Annotated in this window: 20 protein-coding genes; 17 read left to right on the top strand and 3 right to left on the bottom strand. The window is 29.9% G+C overall.

The genetic code is table 11. The annotated features are described in order from the left end of the window. Nucleotides 1–405: 405 nt before the first annotated feature. The 7 genes from GQS57_RS03020 to GQS57_RS02990 all read left to right on the top strand — a co-directional run bounded on the left by GQS57_RS03020 (nt 406) and on the right by GQS57_RS02990 (nt 7,707). Nucleotides 406–1,233: an ion transporter gene (locus GQS57_RS03020; protein WP_165731070.1), complete on the top strand. Its 828-nt coding sequence runs from the start codon at nt 406–408 to the stop codon at nt 1,231–1,233. Further along, nucleotides 1,234–2,157: a tRNA (adenosine(37)-N6)-dimethylallyltransferase MiaA gene (gene miaA, locus GQS57_RS03015; RefSeq protein ID WP_165731068.1), complete on the top strand. Its 924-nt coding sequence runs from the start codon at nt 1,234–1,236 to the stop codon at nt 2,155–2,157. It begins immediately after the preceding gene. A 56-nt stretch (nt 2,158–2,213) separates the two neighbouring features. After that, the gene (locus GQS57_RS03010; RefSeq protein ID WP_165731066.1) at nt 2,214–2,735 is read left to right on the top strand and encodes an OmpH family outer membrane protein; all 522 of its coding nucleotides are present in this window, start codon (nt 2,214–2,216) and stop codon (nt 2,733–2,735) included. A 226-nt stretch (nt 2,736–2,961) separates the two neighbouring features. Continuing rightward, nucleotides 2,962–4,341, top strand: coding sequence for a hypothetical protein (locus GQS57_RS03005; protein ID WP_165731064.1), 1,380 nt, complete (start codon nt 2,962–2,964; stop codon nt 4,339–4,341). Between the two features lie 129 nt (nt 4,342–4,470). Beyond that, on the top strand, nt 4,471–4,848 hold the full coding sequence (locus GQS57_RS03000; RefSeq protein WP_165731062.1) for a PH domain-containing protein: 378 nt from the start codon (nt 4,471–4,473) through the stop codon (nt 4,846–4,848). Nucleotides 4,849–5,062: 214 nt separating this feature from the next. Next, complete coding sequence (locus GQS57_RS02995; RefSeq protein ID WP_165731060.1) at nt 5,063–6,022, top strand: SIR2 family protein; 960 nt, start codon at nt 5,063–5,065, stop codon at nt 6,020–6,022. Nucleotides 6,023–6,024: 2 nt separating this feature from the next. Next, nucleotides 6,025–7,707 (top strand): ATP-binding protein, encoded by a 1,683-nt coding sequence (locus GQS57_RS02990; RefSeq protein ID WP_165731059.1) that lies wholly within the window; start codon nt 6,025–6,027, stop codon nt 7,705–7,707. Between the two features lie 215 nt (nt 7,708–7,922). On the opposite strand, the gene msrA is transcribed toward GQS57_RS02990, so the two are convergent. After that, the gene (msrA, locus tag GQS57_RS02985) at nt 7,923–8,582 is read right to left on the bottom strand and encodes a peptide-methionine (S)-S-oxide reductase MsrA (protein ID WP_165731057.1); all 660 of its coding nucleotides are present in this window, start codon (nt 8,580–8,582) and stop codon (nt 7,923–7,925) included. Nucleotides 8,583–8,994: 412 nt separating this feature from the next. Here msrA and dnaX point away from each other — a divergent pair, with 412 nt between their 5' ends. Continuing rightward, nucleotides 8,995–10,689 (top strand): DNA polymerase III subunit gamma/tau, encoded by a 1,695-nt coding sequence (gene dnaX / locus GQS57_RS02980; protein WP_165731055.1) that lies wholly within the window; start codon nt 8,995–8,997, stop codon nt 10,687–10,689. Between the two features lie 1,790 nt (nt 10,690–12,479). On the opposite strand, the gene GQS57_RS02975 is transcribed toward dnaX, so the two are convergent. Further along, nucleotides 12,480–14,300: a sodium:proton antiporter gene (locus tag GQS57_RS02975; RefSeq protein ID WP_165731053.1), complete on the bottom strand. Its 1,821-nt coding sequence runs from the start codon at nt 14,298–14,300 to the stop codon at nt 12,480–12,482. 793 nt (nt 14,301–15,093) lie between these two features. Between GQS57_RS02975 and GQS57_RS02970 the strand changes: the two genes are divergently transcribed. From GQS57_RS02970 to GQS57_RS02960, 3 genes are read left to right on the top strand one after another with little or no spacing between them, the layout of a single operon-like run. Beyond that, on the top strand, nt 15,094–15,675 hold the full coding sequence (locus GQS57_RS02970; RefSeq protein ID WP_165731051.1) for a tRNA-(ms[2]io[6]A)-hydroxylase: 582 nt from the start codon (nt 15,094–15,096) through the stop codon (nt 15,673–15,675). Between the two features lie 9 nt (nt 15,676–15,684). After that, the gene (locus GQS57_RS02965; RefSeq protein ID WP_165731049.1) at nt 15,685–16,098 is read left to right on the top strand and encodes a hypothetical protein; all 414 of its coding nucleotides are present in this window, start codon (nt 15,685–15,687) and stop codon (nt 16,096–16,098) included. 3 nt (nt 16,099–16,101) lie between these two features. Then, nucleotides 16,102–16,533, top strand: a complete 432-nt coding sequence (locus GQS57_RS02960) for a DUF4268 domain-containing protein (RefSeq protein ID WP_165731047.1) — start codon at nt 16,102–16,104, stop codon at nt 16,531–16,533. A 404-nt stretch (nt 16,534–16,937) separates the two neighbouring features. On the opposite strand, the gene GQS57_RS02955 is transcribed toward GQS57_RS02960, so the two are convergent. Continuing rightward, nucleotides 16,938–17,276: a DUF4870 domain-containing protein gene (locus GQS57_RS02955; protein ID WP_165731045.1), complete on the bottom strand. Its 339-nt coding sequence runs from the start codon at nt 17,274–17,276 to the stop codon at nt 16,938–16,940. A 173-nt stretch (nt 17,277–17,449) separates the two neighbouring features. Between GQS57_RS02955 and GQS57_RS02950 the strand changes: the two genes are divergently transcribed. From GQS57_RS02950 to GQS57_RS02925, 6 genes are all read left to right on the top strand, one after another. Next, on the top strand, nt 17,450–17,950 hold the full coding sequence (locus GQS57_RS02950; RefSeq protein WP_165731043.1) for a Dps family protein: 501 nt from the start codon (nt 17,450–17,452) through the stop codon (nt 17,948–17,950). A 49-nt stretch (nt 17,951–17,999) separates the two neighbouring features. Then, the gene (locus GQS57_RS02945; protein ID WP_165731041.1) at nt 18,000–18,875 is read left to right on the top strand and encodes a mechanosensitive ion channel family protein; all 876 of its coding nucleotides are present in this window, start codon (nt 18,000–18,002) and stop codon (nt 18,873–18,875) included. 97 nt (nt 18,876–18,972) lie between these two features. After that, nucleotides 18,973–20,367, top strand: a complete 1,395-nt coding sequence (mnmE, locus tag GQS57_RS02940; RefSeq protein ID WP_165731039.1) for a tRNA uridine-5-carboxymethylaminomethyl(34) synthesis GTPase MnmE — start codon at nt 18,973–18,975, stop codon at nt 20,365–20,367. 170 nt (nt 20,368–20,537) lie between these two features. Continuing rightward, nucleotides 20,538–21,686, top strand: coding sequence for a site-specific integrase (locus GQS57_RS02935; RefSeq protein WP_165731037.1), 1,149 nt, complete (start codon nt 20,538–20,540; stop codon nt 21,684–21,686). 2 nt (nt 21,687–21,688) lie between these two features. Continuing rightward, complete coding sequence (locus GQS57_RS02930; RefSeq protein WP_165731034.1) at nt 21,689–22,408, top strand: hypothetical protein; 720 nt, start codon at nt 21,689–21,691, stop codon at nt 22,406–22,408. A 124-nt stretch (nt 22,409–22,532) separates the two neighbouring features. After that, nucleotides 22,533–22,820 carry a helix-turn-helix domain-containing protein gene (locus GQS57_RS02925; protein ID WP_165731032.1) on the top strand — a complete coding sequence of 96 codons (288 nt, stop codon included), beginning with the start codon at nt 22,533–22,535 and terminating at the stop codon, nt 22,818–22,820. The last annotated feature ends 97 nt before the right edge of the window (nt 22,821–22,917 follow it).

The raw sequence follows: 22,917 nt of genomic DNA, 5'->3' as shown, positions 1-22,917 counted from the left end.
CGAATTTATATATTTTTTATGTTAATTTCTGTTAAAGAACCTAACTGATATATAACACTTAGTAATTGCGTTTTTAAAACTTTAGTTTCTTCAATTTCCTCATTCACTTTTATCAAAACAAGTGATATTAAATACGTATTTTAAGAATCTCTAATACGACGTACCTTCATATCCATAATAATCTAAATTGGTGTAATTCCGTTGCATTAAATAGAGGTTGTTTGTAAATTTTGAAATATCGAAAGAAGTTTCTAAATATATAGGACGAAAAGATTGTCACGCTTTTAACAAAAGATGTTTTATTTTAATTATTTTTGAAATCCTTTGTAAACAAAGAGAAAACAGTTTAAAAAATACTATATCATTAAAATGAGTATAGTATTGTAAAAGAAATTTATATAAAATTTGAAGAATAACGATAAAAACACTTCTTGGAAATACCGTATTCATGAAATTATTTATGAAGCGGACACTAAAGCTGGTAAATTATTTGATGTTATCTTATTAATAGCTATTCTTGCTAGTATTTTATTAGTGATGCTAGAAAGTATTGAAAGCTTTGACACAAGGTATCACACTTTTTTAAACATAGCTGAGTGGGTTATTACCATCCTTTTTTCCATTGAATATATATTAAGAATTATTTCCATAAAAAAACCTTTTAAGTATATCTTTAGTTTCTATGGAATTATAGACCTACTTTCTACAATTCCAAAATACCTTTCATTATTTTTAGTGGGCTCTCATCATTTAGCAGCTTTAAGAGCTTTACGACTGTTAAGGGTTTTTAGAATATTAAAACTAGCTAGATATGTTGGTGCTTCTAATAGATTGTTGGTCGCTTTAAAAATGAGTAGAACCAAAATTTCGGTCTTCTTATATTTTGTAGTGATACTATGTGTTATTTTAGGTACCATTATGTACATGATAGAAGGTCCAGAAAACGGATTTACAAGCATACCCACAAGTGTTTATTGGGCAATTGTTACTTTAACAACTGTAGGTTATGGAGATATTGCTCCACACACGCCTTTTGGTCAGTTTCTTGCAAGTATTATCATGATTTTAGGATACGGAATTATAGCGATTCCTACAGGAATTGTTACAGCAGAAATGACAAAAAGTGCAAATAATAGCGTAGATACAAATACACAAGCTTGCCCAAGTTGCTCAAAAGAAAACCATAAAGATGGCGCTCAATTTTGTTATAACTGTGGTAGTAAATTAAACTAAATGACTTCTAATAATTATTTAATTACCATTGTTGGTCCTACTGCAATTGGTAAAACAGCCTTAAGCATTCAATTAGCAAATCATTTTAAAAGTGCTATAATTTCTTGCGATTCTAGACAGTTTTATAAAGAAATGACTATTGGTACCGCCGTACCAGACAAAGAGGAATTAGCGGCAGCAGCACATCATTTTATTCAGAACAGAAGTATTTTTGAAGATTATAATGTAGGTTCTTTTGAACGAGATGCCCTTGCAAAATTAAACGATCTTTTTAAAGAAAACCCAATTCAGATAATGGTTGGTGGATCTGGTTTGTATGTAGACGCCGTTTTAAAAGGATTGGATTATTTTCCAGAAGTAGATCCTAAAATAAGAGAAGCCTTAACGCTTAAATTAGAAAAAGAAGGTGTAGCAGTTTTGCAGGAACAATTAAAAGAACTAGATCCAGAAACTTACAATGTAATTGAATTACAAAACCCTAAACGGGTGATGAGAGCCTTAGAGGTTTGTATTGGTTCAGGAATTCCCTACTCCACTTTTAAAAACAAGCCAAAAGCACCTAGAAATTTTACTTCTATTAAAATAGGTTTAGATGCAGACCGCACAATTATTTATAATAGGATAAATATGCGAGTAGATATTATGATGGAAAATGGCTTGCTAGAAGAAGCTAAAAACTTATATCCTCATAAAAGTTTAAACGCCTTGCAAACGGTTGGTTATAGAGAATTGTTCTCTTATTTTGATGGTGATTTCACCAAAGAATTTGCCATTTCAGAAATTAAGAAAAATACCCGAAGGTTTGCAAAACGCCAAGGTACTTGGTTTAAAAGAGATGAAACAACCTTATGGTTTGATTATCAAACGGACATAAACACCATTATTACTGAAATTTCTGATAAAATTAACATATCAAAACCGTAAAAACTTTTGTAATTCATTCGCTTTTATATCTTTGTTGCACAAAAAATCAAAATAACATGAAATCAAAAATTATATGTATTGCCTTTGCTTTAATTAGTTCTATTTCTATTGCACAATCTAAAGTTGGTACAGTAGATAGTGAATATATTATCACTCTAATGCCTGAAACAAAAGTGGTATCAGAAAGATCTCAAAATTACGGAGCAAAATTAGATTCTTCTTTTACCATAAAAGTAGAAACTTATAAAGCCAAAATAAAAGCTTTTAAAAAGAATGAAAAAACGCTTGGGGAATTAGCAAAGCAAGCTGAATACAAAGAATTGGCAGAAATGGAAGCTGATATTAAAAAATACCAGCAAAACGGAAACCAACTAATGCAATTAAAGCAAGACGAATTAATGCGTCCTTTATATTCTAAATTAAGCAACGCCATTGCTACAGTTGCCAAAGCAGAAAAATACACACAGATTTTAACCATAACTGGTAACGAATTTGCATACATAGACAACAAATTTGATATTACAGAATTAGTCTTAAAAAACTTAGGAATTGCAATTCCTGTTGCAGAAGGAAAATAAATTTTTCTCTCAAAATATTTACTATAAAGCCTCTCAGAAATGTGAGGCTTTTTTTTTGTTTTAAGAACACAGGTTAACCTTATATACATGTAACCATGACAACTATCATTTTTAGTAATCGTACAATTTTTTACTTTTAAATTTTTGCTAAAATCACTATCTTAGCTAACCTGCTTTTATTAAAAATAATTCAACTTAATCTTTTAACTTATTACCAACAACACCAATGAGAAAACTTATTATAACTGCTTTATGTTATTTCCTATTTATAATTTCTATAAACGCCCAATCAAAAGTATTTTATGTTGATTTAAAAGAAGGAAAAGAAATACCTGCACAACCAATTTTAGAATACACACAAAATAGCAACAATGAAAAAGCTCAAAAAATAGTTGTGTATCCATCTATAGAATTTCAAGAAATTGAAGGCGTTGGAGGTGCTTTTAATGAAATAGGCGGACTTGCTTTAATGTCTTTACCCCAAGAAAGCAGAGAAAACGTAATGCGTAATTTATTTAGTGAAGATGGCGCTCAATTTTCATTTTCTAGAACTGCCATTGGCGCTAGTGATTTTGGTGCAGATGCATATAGCTACTCCGAAGTTGCCGAAGATTATACTATGGAGCACTTTTCTATCGAAAGAGAAAAAAAGAGTGTATTGCCTTATATCAAAATGGCTTTCAAATACAATCCTAAAATGAAATTATTTGCCTCTCCTTGGAGTCCACCAGGTTGGATGAAGTCTTCTGGAATTATGGATCAAGGTAAAAATAATCGAGATCAAAATAAATTAAAAGACGATCCAAAAATTTACAAGGCTTACGCACTTTATTTTTCTAAATATGTAAATTCTTATGCAAACGAAGGTATTAAAATAGACAGAATACTTGTTCAAAACGAAACTGATGCTAACACAAATTATCCTTCTAATGTTATGCAACCAGCGCAGATGTATCATTTTATACAGCAGTATTTAAGACCTAATTTTAATAAAAACAATATGAACACAGAAATTTGGGCTGGTACATTTAGAACTCACGGTGCTTTAGATGCTTTAGAGTTTGCAAATACAGAAGGCTACCTAAACGCTGTTGACGGAATTGGATTACAATATACCAATACAAACTATTTAAAGGATCTGTCTTTTTTAGCTAAAGGTACTCCAACCATGCATACAGAAGGTGTTTGCTATAATGGTAAAAACAATATGGAACAAGCTTATAATAGACTTGGTGAAATAGCATCTTATATCAATTTTGGCGTTCCTAATTATTGTTATTGGAACATGATTTTAGACGAAACAGGAAAAAGTGGTTGGAACTGGAAACAAAATAGTTTAATTAATATTGATAGAAAAAACCAAACCGTTACTTACAACCCAGATTATGCCGTAATTGCCTTATTAAGTAAATACATGCAACCTGGTAGTAAAAGAATTGCTTCCTTTTCTAAAGAAACATTAATTTCTATTAAAAAAGAGGGTAAAGTATATTTATTCGTTCAAAACAATTCTGATACCGAAAAAAGTTATGAATGTATCGAAGCAGGAAAAACGGTTGCTACTGCTACTATTCCAAGTAAATCTGTTGCTGTTATTGTCTATTAAAGTGATAATGTAAAATAATTAACAAACAACTCATTAATAAGATTATGGGAAACCGTAAACTTTATTAAATATTTTTGCCGAAATTTATGGGGTTGAAAAAGAAATAATAAATATAATTTAAAAATTACTATGGGATTATTTAATAAATTGTTAGGGAATGCAAGTGAAGTTTCATCTGAAAAATTGAATCAAAAATATGGCAGATTACTTACTGAAAATGAAGAAATTGAATTAGGTTTTAAGCTTTTCCGTGATACATTTATGTTTACAAACAGGCGTTTAATCTTAATTGATGTTCAAGGAATAACAGGAAGTAAAGTTGAGTACAAATCTATGCCATATAAAAGTATCTCTAGATTTTCTCTAGAAACCTCAGGAACTTTTGATTTAGACGCTGAACTAAAAATTTGGATATCTAGTGAAAACATTCCTTCTGTGAGTAAAAAATTTAATAAAAGTATTGATGTTTATGAAGTTCAAAAATATTTAGCCAATAAAGTGATGTGATAAAGTGGTGATTTTTTCACTAACTTTTATTGTTAGTAATTAAAACATACTTTTTTAGACAACTTTTTTTTGTTTAAAAAATAGCATTACCTGCATCAGCACAAAACTTAGTTGATAACATTATGGGAAACCGTAAACCTTATTGAAACTTTTTGCGGAGATTTAGAGGATTGTTTTAATATAAATAATTCAGTAACAAAAAGATATTATAAAATTGAAAAAAGATATAAAAGAAGAAATTTTTAATTTAACCCAAAAATTTTTAAAAAACCCTCCACTGGTTGTTTGGGGATCAGGTGCAACAATCTCTTTTGGCCTTCCTAGTATGTGGGATTTAAATGAAGATTTAAAAAAAAATGTTCCTGGTTTCGATAATGAAAGTGATAATTTAGAAGATGAACTTGGTAAAGAAAAATATCAAGAGAAGATGCCAACTATTAGAAAAATAATTTGGAATAAAATAAACGAATCAGACATTTCTGTTTTAGATAAAATCTCTAATAACGATTTGGTAGAATTTCAAGGAATTAAAAATCTTATTTATAAATTCTCAGAAGCTCATCCTCAAGTATTAAATATCGTAACAACTAATTATGACCGTGTACTTGAATATATTATGGCTTATGAAAATATTTTATTTACAGATGGTTATAACGGTAGAGCTTTATCACTTTTTAATGAAAATTTATTTAAAAACAAGAATATTGTAAACCTTATTAAAGTCCATGGTTCATTAAATTGGTTTGAAATTAATGGAGAATTTAGATATTCACAACAAAACTTAAAAAGAAATAAGCCTCTTATAATTGCACCTGGTAAAACTAAATTCCAAGAAGCTTTTGATAGTCCATATAGAGAATTAATTCAAAAAGCCGATAATTGTATTAAAGATGCTGCAAGTTTTTTAGTTATTGGATTTGGTTTTAATGATAAACACTTAACACCAAGAGTAAAAACCCAAATAAAAAAAGGAGTCCCTATTGTACTTATAACAAAAAAAATCTCACCAAATACCTTTAAAGAAATTAAATATGCTCAGAAATATATATTATTTGAAGAGCTAACAGAAGAAAAAACGAAGGTAATATACAAATCTAGCAAAGAGAGTGAGGTAAAAGAAGTTATAATAAATGGAAATTATTGGCAATTAAATAAATTTATGGAAATTTTATAATTATGAAAGCAGAATCTTTAATAGGAAAAGTACAAAGTGTTGATACTGGTAACGTATCAATAAAAGTTGAACAAGAAGAACTACTCAATAATGTTCAAATAAATCAAATTGTTCAAATTCGATCAACAAAAACTGGTGAAAGAATTATTGGCCTTATTTCTAAAATAATGCGTAAAGCTGTTGCTGATAAAATTGATGAGGATTCCGACCCTGATTTTACAATAGAAAATGTTGTTAAAATTAATTTGGTAGGTACATTAATTCAAAAAATAGGTACAGAAAAAAATATTTTTAAAAGAACATTAAATACTGTGCCTAGTATAAATGCAGATTGTTTTTTACTACAAGGAAATGAACTATCAAATTTCATGAATATCATTTCTTCTAACAGTGAAAATCCACTTAAAATAGGGAAATATACTATTGCTGAGGAATCTGATGCAAACCTCGATGGTAATAAATTCTTTCAAAGACATGCTGTAATTGTTGGAGGTACTGGTTCTGGTAAATCTTGGACAGTTGCAAATATTTTAGAAAAGGCAACTAAATTGAAATCTATAAATAGTGTTGTATTCGATTTGCATGGAGAATACAAACCGTTAGCCAAATTAGAAAACACAACATTATTAAAAATTGCTGGACCATCTGACTCTCCAAAGGATGAAAATGTTATGTTTTTACCATATTGGTTATTATCCTATGAAGAGATTGAATCTATGCTTTTGGATAGAAGTGATAGTAACGCTCCAAATCAGTCAAGAGCTTTATTTGATCTAATTATAAAATATAAAAAAGAAAAACTCGTAAAAGAAAATCAACAAGAAATATTAAACAATTTTACCGTTGAAAGCCCAATACCATATAAAATTAGTGACGTATTAACTGAACTTGAAGAATTAGATTCTGCAAGGGATTTTTCTGCAAGTAAAACAGGAAGAGATGGACCTTTAGCAAAAAAGCTTACTAGGTTTATTCAACGACTACAAAGTAAACAGTCCGATAAAAGGTTAAATTTTATTTTTAATTCTGAAGAAGAGTTATTACAATACGATTGGTTTATTTCACTAGTTAAGAGTCTACTTGATTTTGGAAATGATAAAGGATTAAAAATTATAGATTTCTCAGAAGTTCCTTCAGATATTTTACCCCTAATTACAGGATTAATAAGTCGATTAATATTTTCAATTCAACAATGGATGGAGGAAGACAAAAGGCATCCAGTTGCATTATTCTGCGATGAAGCTCACCTCTATATACCTGCCAATACTAAAGGATCTATTGAAGAAAAAGGATTACAAAGTTTTGAGCGAATTGCCAAAGAAGGCAGAAAATATGGGATTTCATTAGTTGTTATAAGTCAAAGACCATCTGACGTTAATAAAACAATTTTAAGTCAATGTGGAAATTTTGTTGCAATGAGATTAACAAATCCTGATGACCAAAATGTAATTAAAAGGTTATTCCCTGACAATTTAGGTGGATTTTCCGATATGTTACCTATTTTAGATATTGGTGAAGCACTCATTGTTGGAGATGCTTCATTACTTCCAAGTAGAGTAATCATTGATAAACCAACAATACAACCCGATAGCGCTACCGTTAATTTTTGGGATGAATGGAATAAGAAAAAAATAGGTTCTGGAATTGAACAAGCAGTTAAGTCTTTGAGAAAACAACAAAAATAACATAGTATACTTTAATAAAAACAAAAGCATACACAAGCTTAAAAATTATTAATCCAATTATTTTCAATCATTTATAAAACTTAATTTTACTCATATATACGTAAACAAATTGTACAATGTGTATAATCAAAAAAATCTCCGAGATCGATTCTCTGAGATTTTTTGTCAATCTGAATTTATTTCAGATACTTATATCAATTTATAAAAAATTTTATTTAATGTTTTCCATTTTTCAACAACTCCGGAAACCTCTTTTTAAATTTGTTTAATCTTGGCACAGAAACCGACTTAATATATCCTTGGTTTGGGTTTCTACGTTCAAAATCTTGGTGATACTCTTCTGCTTTATAAAACTTTTTAAGTTTGGTAACTTCGGTTGCTATTTTACCATTGTACACTTCTGCATTTAATTTTGCAATCATTTTTTCTATAATTGCCTTTTCAGCATCCGTTTCATAAAAAGCAATAGATCTGTATTGTGTTCCGTAATCTGGATGTTGTCCATTTTTGGTTGTTGGATCTTGAGAACCAAAAAACACAGTTACTAAGGTTTCAAAAGATACTTTTTCTGGGTTATAATACACCGCTACAGTTTCAGAATGTCCTGTTTTTCCGGTTCCAATACTTTTATACGTTGGGTTTAACGTATGTCCGCCAGCATAACCAGAAACAGCTTCTTCTACTCCACTTACACTTTCAAAAATAGCTTCTACACACCAAAAACATCCACTTGCAAAATACGCTACTTTGGTATTTTCTTTGGCAATATAAGTAGCTTTGGTTTCAGTTTGAGTTTCTTTTTTATCAGTAAAACCGAAACAAGAAATTAATAATATTGATAAACTTAAAAAGGTAACAGACTTTAAAATATTCATTTTACTTACGGATTAGGGTTAAAAAGAAAATTGCACAAAAAACAGTTGGTCTATTTTTAGTACAATTTTCCGAACTTTTAATTTAAAAGAATCCAAGGAGTTATATTCTTGGAAACATTCAATTCCTTTTTAAGGGAATCAAAAATAATTTTAAATTACTTATATAGTCGTTACAAATAGAAACAATTTACACGTTGTTTACAACTTTAGGATTTTATTAAGAAAATGTCTTGTAAAAAATACCTGATACCCCTATTTTTGTTCAATATTAAATCAAAATAAACCAGTCTCTTTTAAGGTTTAAAGCAGGTTTAAGGTTTTTACCTTAAATTTCAATAGCTACTTTTAATCAAAATCTATTTTGATTTTAGTACTCTTTAAAAAGACGTTAACCATATACAATCTATTATACATGGAGCATTTTATAGTTTCTGCGCGTAAATATCGTCCACAAGTTTTTGCGGATGTTGTTGGGCAACAAGCCATTACAAACACGTTAGAAAAGGCTATAAAAAACAATCATTTGGCGCAAGCCTTGTTGTTTACAGGTCCACGTGGAGTTGGTAAAACTTCTTGTGCTAGAATATTGGCTAAAAACATTAATCAACAAGATGCGGAAGTTTCTGCGGATGAAGATTTTGCTTTTAATATTTTTGAACTGGATGCTGCTTCTAACAATTCTGTTGATGATATTAGAAGTTTAACAGATCAAGTTCGTATTCCGCCACAAACCGGTAAGTATAAAGTATATATTATAGATGAGGTACACATGTTATCTCAGGCAGCTTTTAATGCTTTTTTAAAGACCTTAGAAGAACCACCTGCACATGCTATTTTTATTTTAGCAACTACAGAAAAACATAAAATTATTCCGACGATTTTATCTCGTTGTCAGATTTTCGATTTTAAAAGAATTGGTGTTTTAGACGCTAAAAATTACCTGAAAGTAATTTGTGAAAAAGAAAATATTACGGCAGAAGATGATGCTTTGCATATTATCGCTCAAAAAGCGGATGGAGCAATGCGAGATGCTTTGTCTATTTTTGATAGAGTTGTTAGTTTTTCTGGAAATAATTTAACCCGTGAAGCGGTTACCGAAAACCTGAATGTATTAGACTACGAAACGTATTTTAATATGACAGATTTAATGTTGACCAACAAAATACCACAAGTATTAAATGCTTTTAATACTATTTTAGCAAAGGGTTTTGAGGGACATCATTTTATAAACGGATTGGCAAGTCATTTTAGAGATTTACTCGTTGCCAAAGACAAAGCTACTTTAGAGTTGTTAGAAGTTGGTGATGCTGCTAAAAAGAAATATTTAGAACAAGCCACCAAGGCAAGCATTCCGTTTTTAATGCAATCTATAGAAAAAGCAAATCAGTGCGATTTGAATTATAGAGCAAGTAAAAATCAGCGACTGCTGGTAGAATTAACCATTATGCAAATTGCCTCTATCACTTTTGATGGAGAAAAAAAAAAACCAGCTAACTACATAATTCCTGCTACATTTTTTCAGGCACTTTCTCCTGCTGTAAAAGAGGCTGCAAAACTGGTTGAGAAAAAAATTGAAAAACCTGTAATTGCGCAAGCTCCAAAAGTAGAACCGCCTAAACCTAGAATAAAACCGATATTAAAATCTGTTGGTAGGCGTGCATCTTCGTTATCTTTAAAAAGTATTCACGAAAAAAAGGTAGAAAAGAAAGCGGTTGTAGAAGAAAATTTTGACAACCATCCGAAAGACTTTTTTACTGAAGAAGCTTTACAGATCCTATGGAAAGAATATGTTGCGCTGTTAATTCAAAAAGGAGAGCGTAGTATGGCTTCTATTGTAGGAACAGACGTACCACAATTAGGGAAAAACTATAAAATAACTTTTTCGGTACCTAATAAGTTAATGGAAGAGCAATTTAGAAAAGGAAGATCTGAATTGATCAACTTTTTAAGAAAACGACTTAATAATTATGGTATCAGTCTTGAAGTTAATTTAAACGAAACCATAGAAAAAAAGTTTGCCTACACTCCACAAGAGAAATATAATAAGATGAAAGAAATAAACCCTCTTATAGATAAACTACGTCAGACTTTTGAGTTAGATATGTAACAACAGTTTTATTATTGCTGATTGTAAGAGCAGTCTAATAAGGGAAAGTTGAGCGATTTTAAGTGTCTTAAACTATATCCTTCGACAAGCTCAGGAAGACATTATGAGTATTCATTGGATTAGCGTTTTTAGTTAAGTAAATTGTTTTATTAAATTTAAAAACATCTCTCTAAAATACTATTATTGTAATATTTAAATACACTTATCTCAACAACAACTTTAACACTTTTAAGACAAAGAATTAAAACAATATCCTTCGATAAGCTCAGGAAGACATTGTGAGTTTTCATTGTTTTAGCGTTTTAGTTAATTAAATTGCTTTCGTTAAATTCATCCGAATTACAATTACACCAACGATTTGTCTGGCTGAGCTTGTCCAAGACTTTTTGAACCAATTACTTTGATGTACATAGGATTGGAAACTCTAATATTATCCTTCGACAGGCTCAGGATGACATTGTGAGTATTCATTGAGCAGCATCTTTAGTTAAGTAAATTACTGTCGTTAAAATATTTCCGAAGCACAATTACACTAACGTCTGTCTGGCTGAGCTTGTCGAAGTCTTTTTTAACCAATTACTTTGATATACATAGGTCTGAAAACTCAAACATGATCCTTCGACAGGCTCAGGAGGACATTTTGAGTTTTTATTGGTTTAGCGTTTTTACTTAAGTAAATTGATTTCATTAAATTATAACCAGAACACAATTACAACAACAATCTGTCTGGCTGAGCTTGTCGAAGACTTTTTTAACTAATTACTCTGATATAAATAGAACTGAAAACTCAACTGTGATCCTTCGACAGGCTCAGGAGGACATGGTGAGTATTCATTGGGTTAGCATTTTTAGTTAAATAAATTGCTTTTGTTAAATTATAACCAGAACACAATTACACTAACGTCTGTCTGGCTGAGCTTGTCGAAGACTTTTTAAATCAATTGCTTTGATGTACATAGGATTGAAAACTCAAGCGTAATCCTTCGACAGGCTCAGGAGGACATTGTGAGTATTCATTGGTTTAGCGTTTTTAGTTAAGTAAATTGGTTTTGTTAAATTATAACCAGAACACAATTACAATAACGTCTGTCTGACTGAGCTTGTCGAAGACTTTTTGAGTCAATTACTTTGATGTACATAGGACCGAAAACTCAAACGTGATCCTTCGACAGGCTCAGGAGGACATTGTGAGTATTCATTGGTTTAGCGTATTTAAGTAAATAAATTGGCTTCATTAAATTATAACCAGGACACAATTACACCAACGATTTGTCTGTCTGGCTGAGCTTGTCGAAGTCTTTTTTTTACCAATTACTTTGATATACATAGAATTGAGAACTCAAGCGCAATCCTTCGACAGGCTCAGGAGGACATGGTGAGTTTTTATTGGTTTAGCCTTTTTAGTTAAGTAAATTGGTTTCATTAAGTTAAAACACAATTATAATAACGATTTGTCAGGCTGAGCTTGTCGAAGACTTTTTTTAACCAATTACTTTGATATAAATAAGATTGAAAACTAAACTGTGATCCTTCGACAAGCTCAGGATAACATTGTGAGTATTCATTGGTTTAGCGTTTTTAAGTAAATTGCTTTCGTTAAATTATAACCAGAACACAACTACACAAACGATTTGTCTGGCTAAGCTTGTCGAAGACTTTTTCACCAATTACTTTGATATAAATAGGAATGAAAAATCAAACGCAATCCTTCGACAAGCTCAGGAGGACATTGTGAATATTCATTGGGTTAGCGTCTTCCCTTAGTTAAGCAAATTACTTTCACTAAAATATTACACATTTTTACCTAAGTAAATTAAAGTACAATCCTCTTTGGTTAATTCTGTTTTTTCAAATTCAGGAATTAGGTATAATTTATCATCTTTTCTGATAAATAAAAGCACCGATTTAAATTCATTAAACAACCTAGAAACCATTGTCTTGTATTCATCTTCTGTATTAATTTCTACTTCATAAATTTTAGGATTCTCTCTAAAAGCTTCACTTAAATTAATATAATCACCTTTTGGGTTGAATAATATTTGTTGTTGCTCTATACTTAAGTTTGGGTTTTTTATTTCTTCGGAAGTTGCCAATCGATATGAACCTTGTTCTCCAAAATTATTAGAAAAACTTTCTATAGCATATTTATTTACCGCTTCACTACCCGTCATTGCAATTAAATAACCTACATCATTTAACTCGATATTATCCGTTAAGTCTTGGTTATAAATATCTATTTCAATGGCTTCTAAACCTGCTTTTAATGATTTTTGAATAAAGTTTTTATTAGAGTCTATCAAAATAACCCTTTTGTCGTTATCTTTTAAATATTTTGCAATTAACCTCGCCGGACTAGAGGCTCCAATAATTAAAATAGCATCGGATCTTTTTAGAAAAACACCCACCATTTTTGCAAACAACCTTGCTGTAGTGGCATTAAATAAAACGGTACCTAGAACAATCATAAAAACCAGAGGTGTAATATACTCTGCTCCTTCTACACCTTGTTTTAATAGCTTACTCCCAAATAAAGACGCAATACCTGCGGCTACAATTCCACGAGGTCCTACCCAACTGATAAATAGTTTTTCATTGAATTTTAATTTAGAATTTCTGGTACTTACAAAAACCGCTAAAGGTCTTATCACAAAGACAACAGCAGCAAAAAGTGTTACTGTTTTCCAGGTATATAACAAGAGTAAATCTTCCATGTTAATGTTTGCAGCCAATAAAATAAATAGGATGGAAATTAACAGAACACTTAAAGATTCTTTAAAATAAAGCAATTCTTTTAAGTTGCTTAATTTTCCGTTTCCTAAAACCATTCCCATTACCACAACTGCCAATAAACCAGATTCATGTGCAAAAACTTCCGACTCTACAAACACCAATAAAACGGTAGATAAAGAAACTACATTTAATAAGTAATGTGGAATCATTTTTTTATTGATGGCATACGCTAAAGCATGTGCAAACGTAAACCCAAATGTAGTTCCGAAAAGTAATATTTTACCAAATTCCAATAAGGCTGTTTTAGTAAAACCACTTCCACCACCTACACTAATAAACTCAAAAACCAATACTGCCACTAAAGCACCTATTGGATCTATTAAAATTCCCTCCCACTTTAAAACTGTAGAAATATCTTTTTTTAGAGGAATGTTTCTTAAAATTGGCGTGATTACAGTAGGTCCTGTAACAATAATTAAACCCGAAAATAGAAAAGAAAGTTCCCAGCTTAAATCAAAAACATAATGTGCTACCATTCCTGCTCCAAAAAAAGTAATGGTAGAACCTATTGTTATTAGTTTTGTAATTACGGGTCCTACATTTTTAATCTCACTTCTTTTTAAGGTTAAGCCACCTTCAAAAAGGATAATACTAATGGCTAAAGACACAAAGTAGTACAAACTATCTCCAGGAAAAAGACCTTTTTTTCCATTCCAGACTGGCTCTATCCATTTTGTTCCGTCTTCACTTAAAAACTCTGCAGCAATTGGTCCTACTAGTAAACCAATTAAAATTAAAGGTAATATTGCTGGGATTTTAAATTTCCATGCTACCCATTGTGCTAATATTCCTAAAATAATTATACCTGCTAATTCTATCATATATCAATCGTTCTATTAAATGTAAAAATAAGAATGTTTGCCTATCATAAAAATAAAAAAGCAGTTTTTTATTTTTTCTAAAATTTACATTATTCTACAGATAAATGAAACTATATATCTCTTTTTTACATAAAGTTTATAAAATTACAAATAACACTACGTTTTCTTAAAAATTAAAATTTATTTTTCAGTATAGAACTCTAAGAACTGATGGTTTTAAAAACGAATGTATAGAATCAAAAAACTTAAAAAATAGGTGTGATAATTAATTTTGAAGTTAAAACTTTAAAGCTAAGTAGTTAATTGAATAGTATTTAGTTTAAAAACAAGTAAATGTCTGGTTGAGTGCAGTCGAAACCTATTTAATAGTCTAATACTTCTCGACTGTGTTAGACCTGACAATAGTAAGTTTAATAACCAAAAAGAAATAGAACAATTTAAGTTGAACAAAAAGCAAGTATTTATCTACTACCCCCTATAATTCTTTTGTTTTAGCCGCAACTTTTATTGATTTCTAACGAAATACACTTACAAAACGATTGCTTTTAAACATAGCACACCACAAGTAAATAAAAAATGTAAGGTACTTTTTAATGAAAATTGCACTATTTTTGACGTTCAATTTTTTTTGAAGGTACACTATTTTGTAAAACAGGTTATTATAGCTGTCGTATTACCTAATTGTAATACGAATGCTTCCCCTATTTTTAAAGTAGATAGAAAACCTTTGTAAATGCTAAAGAATTAAATCTATAGCTTATTTGAGCTTTAGATTACAAAAAAATATAAAAGTATGTTAGGACTACAATTTGAAACCGAAACTTCTTGGGCAGAAATAGCCAAAGATAATTTACAGCAAATACTTACAGACCATGCATTTTTAGAGCAAAAAGCAGCTTCTAATGCAGTTTCTATTATTATTAATTATTCTGAAGAGACAGAATTGGTAAAGGAAATGAGCAATATTGCTATTGAGGAAATGCAACACTTTAAAATGGTGCATTTGTTAATGGTAAAACGCGGAATGGTTTTAGGACGTGAGCAAAAGAATGATTATGCTATCCGATTGCAAAAATTCTTTAAAAAGACTGGAGACAGAACCGATGCTTTAATTCAGCGTTTGTTAGTTGCTGCCTTAATTGAAGCAAGAAGTTGCGAGCGTTTTAAAGTGTTTTCTGAAAACATGGAAGATGAGGAATTGTCTAAATTCTACAATAACTTAATGATTTCTGAAGCAGGACATTATACTACTTTTTTACAATTTGCACGCCAATATCAAGACAAAGAGATTGTTAACGAAAAATGGAATGCTTTACTAGCTTTTGAAGCAGAGTTGATGAAAGAACGTGGTAATACGGCTAAAATACACGGATAAACACTAGATATGGATATAGATAATATTTCTAAAATTGAACATTTTTCTGCTTTTGTAGATTTGAGTTTAAAAGAGTTTTGTGATCAGTTTAGTTTGGTTTTATCATTACCTGAAATGACTTTTATAACTGAAGGTGAAACAGAAAGTGCAGAAGTTAACTTTAACGGAATCGATTATAACATAAGCAAACCTTATAAAATTGGAACCTTAAATGAATGGGATGATAATGTACCAAAAGAGCATAATTTTGGTATTGTATTAAATATTGATAAAGCAAATACCGATTTTAACAACACCAAATTAGAAGCAATAGCCAACGTTATTGCTACCAATTTTAATACAGATCTTTTATATTATAGAACCTGGTTTTCTAATGGTTTTAGCACAGAAAAGGTTCACATATTTACACCGAATAAAAAATAACAAATGTTCTCTAAAGAAGAATCAGCACTTTTACGAAAAGATTTTTGGACTAGTTTTGGGAAATCTTTCCCTAGAAAATGGTTATTATACAACACTAAAATTAAAGGTTTCTCTTTTAAATTTGTTGCAGAAAGAAAACAAGCCATGGTTTGTTTAGATATTGAGAACCCAGATGAATTGGTGAATTTGCTTTATTACGACCAAATGTTATCTTTAAAAACATTGCTAGAAACAGAGTTACCAGAGGTGATTTTTAACGATGAATTTGAGCTAGAAAGCGGTAAAATAATTCATAGAATTTATGTTCCTTTCGAAGGAAAATTTAGTGTATATAATAAAAATTCTTGGAGAGATTGTTTTGAATTTTACATGGAAACCATGCCTAAATTCGAGCTCTTTTTTTACGAATATGAAGATATTATAAAGAACATTTAGTCTTCATTTTTTGTGATTTTAAATCAACTATTTACTTCTTTTTTTATATGATTTAGAGCTTTTTTTTATTAATTTTATTATCTCTAAAGATGAAACCACGTCATTTAACACCTCTATAAATTCAAAAAAACACCTAAACCAAAGATTCAACAACAAGTACCTAATGTTTTGATTTTAAATCTTTTAAAACAAAATAACACCACTAAAAACAAAGCTATCAATTTTTCTTATAGTCTATATTTTGTTTGCGTTAAGGATTGGAACGGCATCCTTTTTGTTTTTACAAAAAGATATAGTGTAAAGCCTGACCTTTTTAGGGAACGCCCAACTTACGAAGCGTAATTATAGCAAAAAAAAAATCGCCCTAAAAATGGACGATTCTAATAAGCTACTTTCTTCTTTTTCTATTTTATAAATGCAATGCTAAAAGGATAATTTGGTGCTTCATTATTACTAACTTTTATGGCGTTTATAATTGGGAAAATTAAATAGAAAATTCCGATTACAATGAACCCTAAAATTCCTAATCCGAAAAGAAAAATTAACGGGATACAAATTAAGATATAGATAAACATAGAGATTCTAAAATTAAGAATTGCTTTTCCGTGTGCATCCATTCCAAAGATTTCATCCTTTTTTGTGATCCATAAAATTAAGGGAACTATAAAGCCACCAATGCCGGTTACAAAATCTAATAATTGACTTAAATGAGTAAGTACTAATAGCTGTTTATCTTCTTTCATTTTTATATATAAAGTTTTAGTTGTGTACTTATTAGACTTAAAAAAGTTTGTTTTGTTACATATTTTGAGTTGTTATTTTTATAAAAAAGTATTTGAGTTAATATGTATTCTATTTGAGCAAAGACAAACTATGCATTGATTGTAATTTTGTATGGAACTTAAAAACATATATTATGAATTACTTAAATATTGACAAAGACAAAGCATTACCAGTGGTATCAGAATTAAATGTACTGTTGGCAGATTACCAAGTGTATTATCAGAAATTAAGAAATTTTCATTGGAATGTTTTAGGTAAAAACTTTTTTGAATTACACAATCAATTTGAGGACATGTATAATGATACAAAACTTAAAATTGATGATATTGCAGAAAGAATTGTCACCTTAAAATACCACCCAATTAGTAAATTATCTGATTATATAGAAGTTTCTAACGTTAAAGAATCTAGTCCATTATTAACCGATGTTGAAATGGTAGACATTCTAAAAAACGATCAGAATATAATTTTAACACAACTTTCTAAAGTAATAAAGAAAGCCAATGAAGTCGAAGATGAAGGTACGGCAGATTTAATTGGAGCATACATTAGAGAGCTAGAAAAATCTTCTTGGATGTTGAATGCATGGTCTAAAAACACGAGTGACGTATTGGACAGTAGTTTTGTAGAATAATAAAATTAGCTTACATTACTTCAAAATAATTTCATCACTTAATTAAAAAATGGATAAAATAACTGAAAAACTAGAGATCTGGAAAGATGTCTTTATCAAAAACATTCCCAACATTGCTATTGCAATAGTAGTACTATTTATAGCCTATTTTGCTTCAAGAGGAATGAACTCTATTGTAAACAAAACGATAGGAAAAAAAATAAGACAAAAATCTGTTAGAGATTTAGTTTCTAGATTTGCCTCTGCCCTAACTATATTACTTGGCTTGTATTTAGCCATGACTGTATTAAAGTTTGATGATACCCTAAAAGCCATTATTTCTGCTGCTGGCGTGTCTGGTATTGTGATTGGTTTGGCGCTACAAGGTACACTTTCTAACACTATTTCTGGTGTTGTTTTATCCTTTAGACAAAATTTAAACATTGGTAATTGGGTAGAAACCAATGGTTATTCTGGTGAAGTAATAGATATTAATTTAAATTACTTTGTTATAAAAGAGGCAGATAATAATATGGTAGTTATACCCAATAAAACCATTTTAGAAAGTCCTTTTAAAAATTATTCTCTCACCAAGAAAATGAGAATTTCTATAGAATGTGGTGTAGAATATGGTGCAGATCTAGATAAGGTAGAAGCGCTAACTAGAGAAGTAATTTCTAACAATTTTACACAAAATGAAGCTAATAAGGAAGTAGAATTCTTTTACACCGAGTTTGGTGATAGCTCTATTAATTTTTTATGCAGATTTTGGGTAGATTCTACCAATGCAATGGGAAAATTAAAGGCTAAAAGTCTCGCGATAATAAAAATTAAACAAGCGTTTGACAAAGAAAACATCAGTATCCCGTTCCCAATGAGAACATTAGAGATATTACCCAACCAACAGTTAGACATCAAGAATATTGTTGATAAAGAGCAATCTTAAACTTATAAACTTTATTCCCCCAATTACCTAAAAAGCTGAACACATTTTGTGTTCAGCTTTTTTCTTTTCTGATAAAATCTTTATGTATTTTTGCAACATGATTAAAAACGATACTATTATTGCTTTGGCAACTCCTGCTGGTGTTGGCGCTATTTCTGTAATTAGACTTTCTGGAGAAAATGCTATCACTATTGTTGATGCTTTTTTTAAATCGATAAAAAAAGGAAAGACTTTAAAGAATCAGAAAACGCACACCATTCATTTAGGACATATTATACAAAATAATATTCTTGTTGATGAAGTTTTAGTTTCTGTTTTTAAAAACCCTAATTCTTATACAGGAGAAAATGTAGTTGAAATCTCTTGTCATGGTTCTAGTTTTATTCAGCAAGAAATTATTCAATTATTCTTACAAAATGGTTGTAGAATGGCTGATAATGGTGAGTTTACCATGCGTGCTTTTTTAAACGGTAAGATGGATTTAAGTCAAGCAGAAGCGGTTGCCGATGTAATTGCTTCTAATTCTGCGGCAAGTCATCAAATGGCAATACAGCAAATGCGTGGCGGAATTACCAATGAGTTGAAAGATTTACGTGTTCAGTTGTTAGATTTTGCTGCTTTAATTGAGTTAGAACTCGATTTTTCTGGTGAAGATGTGGAGTTTGCAGATAGAACGAAGTTTAAAGAATTGGTGGCAAAAATCACTTTTGTTTTAAAGCGTTTAATTGATAGTTTTTCTTTTGGAAATGCAATGAAAAACGGAATTCCGGTTGCTATTATCGGAGAACCAAATGTTGGGAAATCGACTTTATTAAACACCCTTTTAAACGAAGAAAAAGCCATTGTCTCTGATATTGCTGGTACAACCAGAGATGCTATTGAAGATGAAATGATTATTGATGGTGTTGCTTTCCGATTTATTGATACTGCCGGAATTAGAGAAACGGAAGATGTTGTAGAGAGTATCGGGATTAAAAAAGCGTACGAAAAAGCAGAAAATGCGCAGTTGATTATTTTCTTAATCGATTCTAATAAGTACTCCTACTCTAGTGAGGAATTTTTAGAAGAAATAGAAACCATAAAAACACGTTTCCCAAACAAACGCTTGTTAGTAATTGCCAACAAAGTTGATACTTTGTCTTGTTCTGATTCTTCTATTTTGCAATCTGATATTGAGAATTTAATTCTGCTTTCTGCTAAAAACAAAACAGGAATTGAAGAACTTAAAAACGAATTGACTTCTTTGGTTAATATTGGTGCTTTAAGTAACAATGAAACTATTGTGACCAATTCGCGTCATTTTGAGGCTTTAAACAATGCTTTAATCGCTATTTCTTCTGTACAGGAAGGTATTGATCTAGAAATCTCTACAGACTTATTTTCTATTGATATTAGAGAGTGTTTACGTCATTTAGGGAATATAACTGGGGAGTATGATGTTGATAAAGATATTTTAGGACATATATTTGGGAACTTTTGTATTGGGAAGTAAGCAAGTCAAACAAAGGAAGCTAAACGAAAACAAAGTTCTTAAAATCAGTATTTTATAAAAATTATCTTTGTTTTTATTTTCTTTTAATTTACTTTTACAGGAGATTAATGGACTCATTAATCCACCTCAAAATATAATTTTCAATAGAGGTGTAATTAAATCCACCTTCTATGAAAATTACTTTAAAAAAGAAAAAACTAAACACAGGTAAACATAGTCTTTTTATAGAATACTATAAAGGTACAATTATAGATAAAAACGGAAAGTCTAAACACAACCGAGAGTTTGAGTATTTAAAAAAATATTTATTCATTGATCCTAAATCAAAAAAGGAAAAAGAGAGCAACAAAGAAACTCTTGAACTTGCAGAAAAAATACTTTCAATAAGGCAAGCAGATTATTATCAAGGAAAGTTTAAAATTCAAAACGGAAATAAGAGTAAACATAGTTTTCTTCAATTTTATGATTTAAAGAAAGAAGAACGTTATCAATCTGAAAAAAACTATGATAATTGGACAGCTGCACAAAAACATATTGAAAGATTTTGTTCCCCAACAACTACCTTTAATGATATAAATATTGATTTTGTAAAAGACTTTCAAAAATATCTACACACAGAAGCAAAAGCGAAATCGGGCGCTCTACTTGCTCAAAATACCAAGCATACTTATTACAATAAATTTAAAGCCTGTTTAAACGCAGCCTTTGAAGAAGGTTATATTAATGAAAATATTGTAAGTAAGGTAAAAAGTATTCCTATGGGAGAAACTCATAGAGAATATCTTTCTATTGATGAACTTCAAGCACTATCAAAAACTGAATGTAAAATTCCTGTACTAAAAACTGCCTTTATTTTCAGCTGCCTATCAGGAATTCGGTGGTCAGATATTAATAAAATGAAATGGAGCGAAATACGAGATGAAGGAAAAGATGAACATGGAAATGACATTCATAAATTAATTTTTTCTCAAAAGAAAACTAATGGGGTTGAGTATTTATATCTATCCAAACAAGCTAGAGAATTATTAGGGGAAAGAAAGGATGAAAACGACAGAGTTTTTGTCAATTTACATTACAGCGCACAGATGAATTTGATTCTTTTACGTTGGTGCATGTTTGCAGGAATTACGAAGCACATAACTTTTCACAGCGCCAGACATACGAATGCTGTACTTTTACTTGAAAACGGCGCGGACATTTATACCGTATCTAAAAGACTGGGACACAAAGAGATAAGAACCACGGAAATTTACGCAAAGATCATTGACAAAAAAATGAAAGAAGCAGCAACATTAATACCTGAATTAAATATTTTATAGTTATGAGTATATTAACAGCCATTTATATAATAGTTTATAGTGCAACAATTATTATATTTTGTATCGGGGTTACAAAATTCTTCACACCTATTTTAATTACTATTGGTAAAAAAATATTTAATCTAAACCCAGAATATTTTATAAAAACGTTTTTTCTTTTAGCTATGATTTTGGCATTAAATGGAGTTTTCTTTAGAACACCATGGATTGCCATAACATATTTACTTAATCTATTTTCTTTTATTATGTTAATTATGTATGTATACAAATTTTCTTCAATAAAGCATACGGTTGAAAAATTTAAGAAGTCAAAAGAAAAGAAAACTATAACAAAAAATAAGGTTAATTCAAATAATGAAGAATTAATCAAATACTTAAAAGGATTATTTTCAAGAGGGAAAAAAGAAGATAATATAAACATCCTACTATCTAACTTAATTAATGGTAATTTTGAAAACTACCAAAAAGGAACTCTAATATTTGATTCAACAATAAAAATTAATGCTAGTAGAGTTCTATTTCAACTTAAAGAAAACGGTAATTTCGATGATAATATGTTACAAGGAATATATCTAAACAAATACATTAAAATGTTTGATGGAGAATCAGACATTTATTTAAATTCTGAAGATTTCACGAAACATACGAGTAAATTTTCAACAACTGGAAAAACTGCAACAGCTTTAAAAACAGATAAAATCACACTCCCTTTTCTCAAATAATCTCATTAAGTCTTATTCCATCTCAAATCAAAATACACTTTTCCTTTAGATATATCTTTGTTTCGAATTCATAGTAAAAGAAAACAAAGGACTTTGTTCATTATTAATTTTTAAAAGAATAAAAATGAACATTATTGAACTAAATCAACGATTTGATAGATTAGAAAGACTTCTATTATCAAATAAAACAGTACTTACATTTGAAGAAGGTTGTGAATACACTTCCATAAAACCTAGTTACATGTATAAGTTAACTAGCTCTAAATCTATACCACATAGTAAACCTAATGGTAAAGTAATTTTCTTCAACAAAGAAAAACTAGAATCTTGGATGCTTCAAAACGAAGTAAAATCTAAACAAGATATAGAATCTGAGGCACTCTCCTATACTCTTAAAAATAAAAAAGCATAGTAGCTCCAACTACTATGCAATCAATTTTTTTCAAAAGAAACAACATTTACCAATAATACCGTATTTCCGAAACAAATATACGGTTTAAAACTCCATT

The organism is Polaribacter sp. 20A6 (genome assembly GCF_011378915.1).
Classification (GTDB): Bacteria; Bacteroidota; Bacteroidia; order Flavobacteriales; family Flavobacteriaceae; genus Polaribacter; species Polaribacter sejongensis.
This window is presented reverse-complemented; position numbering and strand designations above follow the sequence as displayed.

Bases quoted from the DNA above. Each gene is read 5' to 3' on its own strand.
- GQS57_RS02990 (WP_165731059.1), top strand. From the start codon at position 6,025: ATGAAAGCAGAATCTTTAATAGGAAAAGTACAAAGTGTTGATACTGGT.
- GQS57_RS03005 (WP_165731064.1), top strand. From the start codon at position 2,962: ATGAGAAAACTTATTATAACTGCTTTATGTTATTTCCTATTTATAATT.
- GQS57_RS02965 (WP_165731049.1), top strand. From the start codon at position 15,685: ATGGATATAGATAATATTTCTAAAATTGAACATTTTTCTGCTTTTGTA.
- GQS57_RS02935 (WP_165731037.1), top strand. From the start codon at position 20,538: ATGAAAATTACTTTAAAAAAGAAAAAACTAAACACAGGTAAACATAGT.
- GQS57_RS03000 (WP_165731062.1), top strand. From the start codon at position 4,471: ATGGGATTATTTAATAAATTGTTAGGGAATGCAAGTGAAGTTTCATCT.
- GQS57_RS02960 (WP_165731047.1), top strand. From the start codon at position 16,102: ATGTTCTCTAAAGAAGAATCAGCACTTTTACGAAAAGATTTTTGGACT.
- GQS57_RS02970 (WP_165731051.1), top strand. From the start codon at position 15,094: ATGTTAGGACTACAATTTGAAACCGAAACTTCTTGGGCAGAAATAGCC.
- GQS57_RS02930 (WP_165731034.1), top strand. From the start codon at position 21,689: ATGAGTATATTAACAGCCATTTATATAATAGTTTATAGTGCAACAATT.
- miaA (WP_165731068.1), top strand. From the start codon at position 1,234: ATGACTTCTAATAATTATTTAATTACCATTGTTGGTCCTACTGCAATT.
- GQS57_RS02950 (WP_165731043.1), top strand. From the start codon at position 17,450: ATGAATTACTTAAATATTGACAAAGACAAAGCATTACCAGTGGTATCA.
- dnaX (WP_165731055.1), top strand. From the start codon at position 8,995: ATGGAGCATTTTATAGTTTCTGCGCGTAAATATCGTCCACAAGTTTTT.
- GQS57_RS02955 (WP_165731045.1), bottom strand. From the start codon at position 17,276: ATGAAAGAAGATAAACAGCTATTAGTACTTACTCATTTAAGTCAATTA.
- GQS57_RS03010 (WP_165731066.1), top strand. From the start codon at position 2,214: ATGAAATCAAAAATTATATGTATTGCCTTTGCTTTAATTAGTTCTATT.
- mnmE (WP_165731039.1), top strand. From the start codon at position 18,973: ATGATTAAAAACGATACTATTATTGCTTTGGCAACTCCTGCTGGTGTT.
- GQS57_RS02925 (WP_165731032.1), top strand. From the start codon at position 22,533: ATGAACATTATTGAACTAAATCAACGATTTGATAGATTAGAAAGACTT.
- GQS57_RS02945 (WP_165731041.1), top strand. From the start codon at position 18,000: ATGGATAAAATAACTGAAAAACTAGAGATCTGGAAAGATGTCTTTATC.
- GQS57_RS02975 (WP_165731053.1), bottom strand. From the start codon at position 14,300: ATGATAGAATTAGCAGGTATAATTATTTTAGGAATATTAGCACAATGG.
- msrA (WP_165731057.1), bottom strand. From the start codon at position 8,582: ATGAATATTTTAAAGTCTGTTACCTTTTTAAGTTTATCAATATTATTA.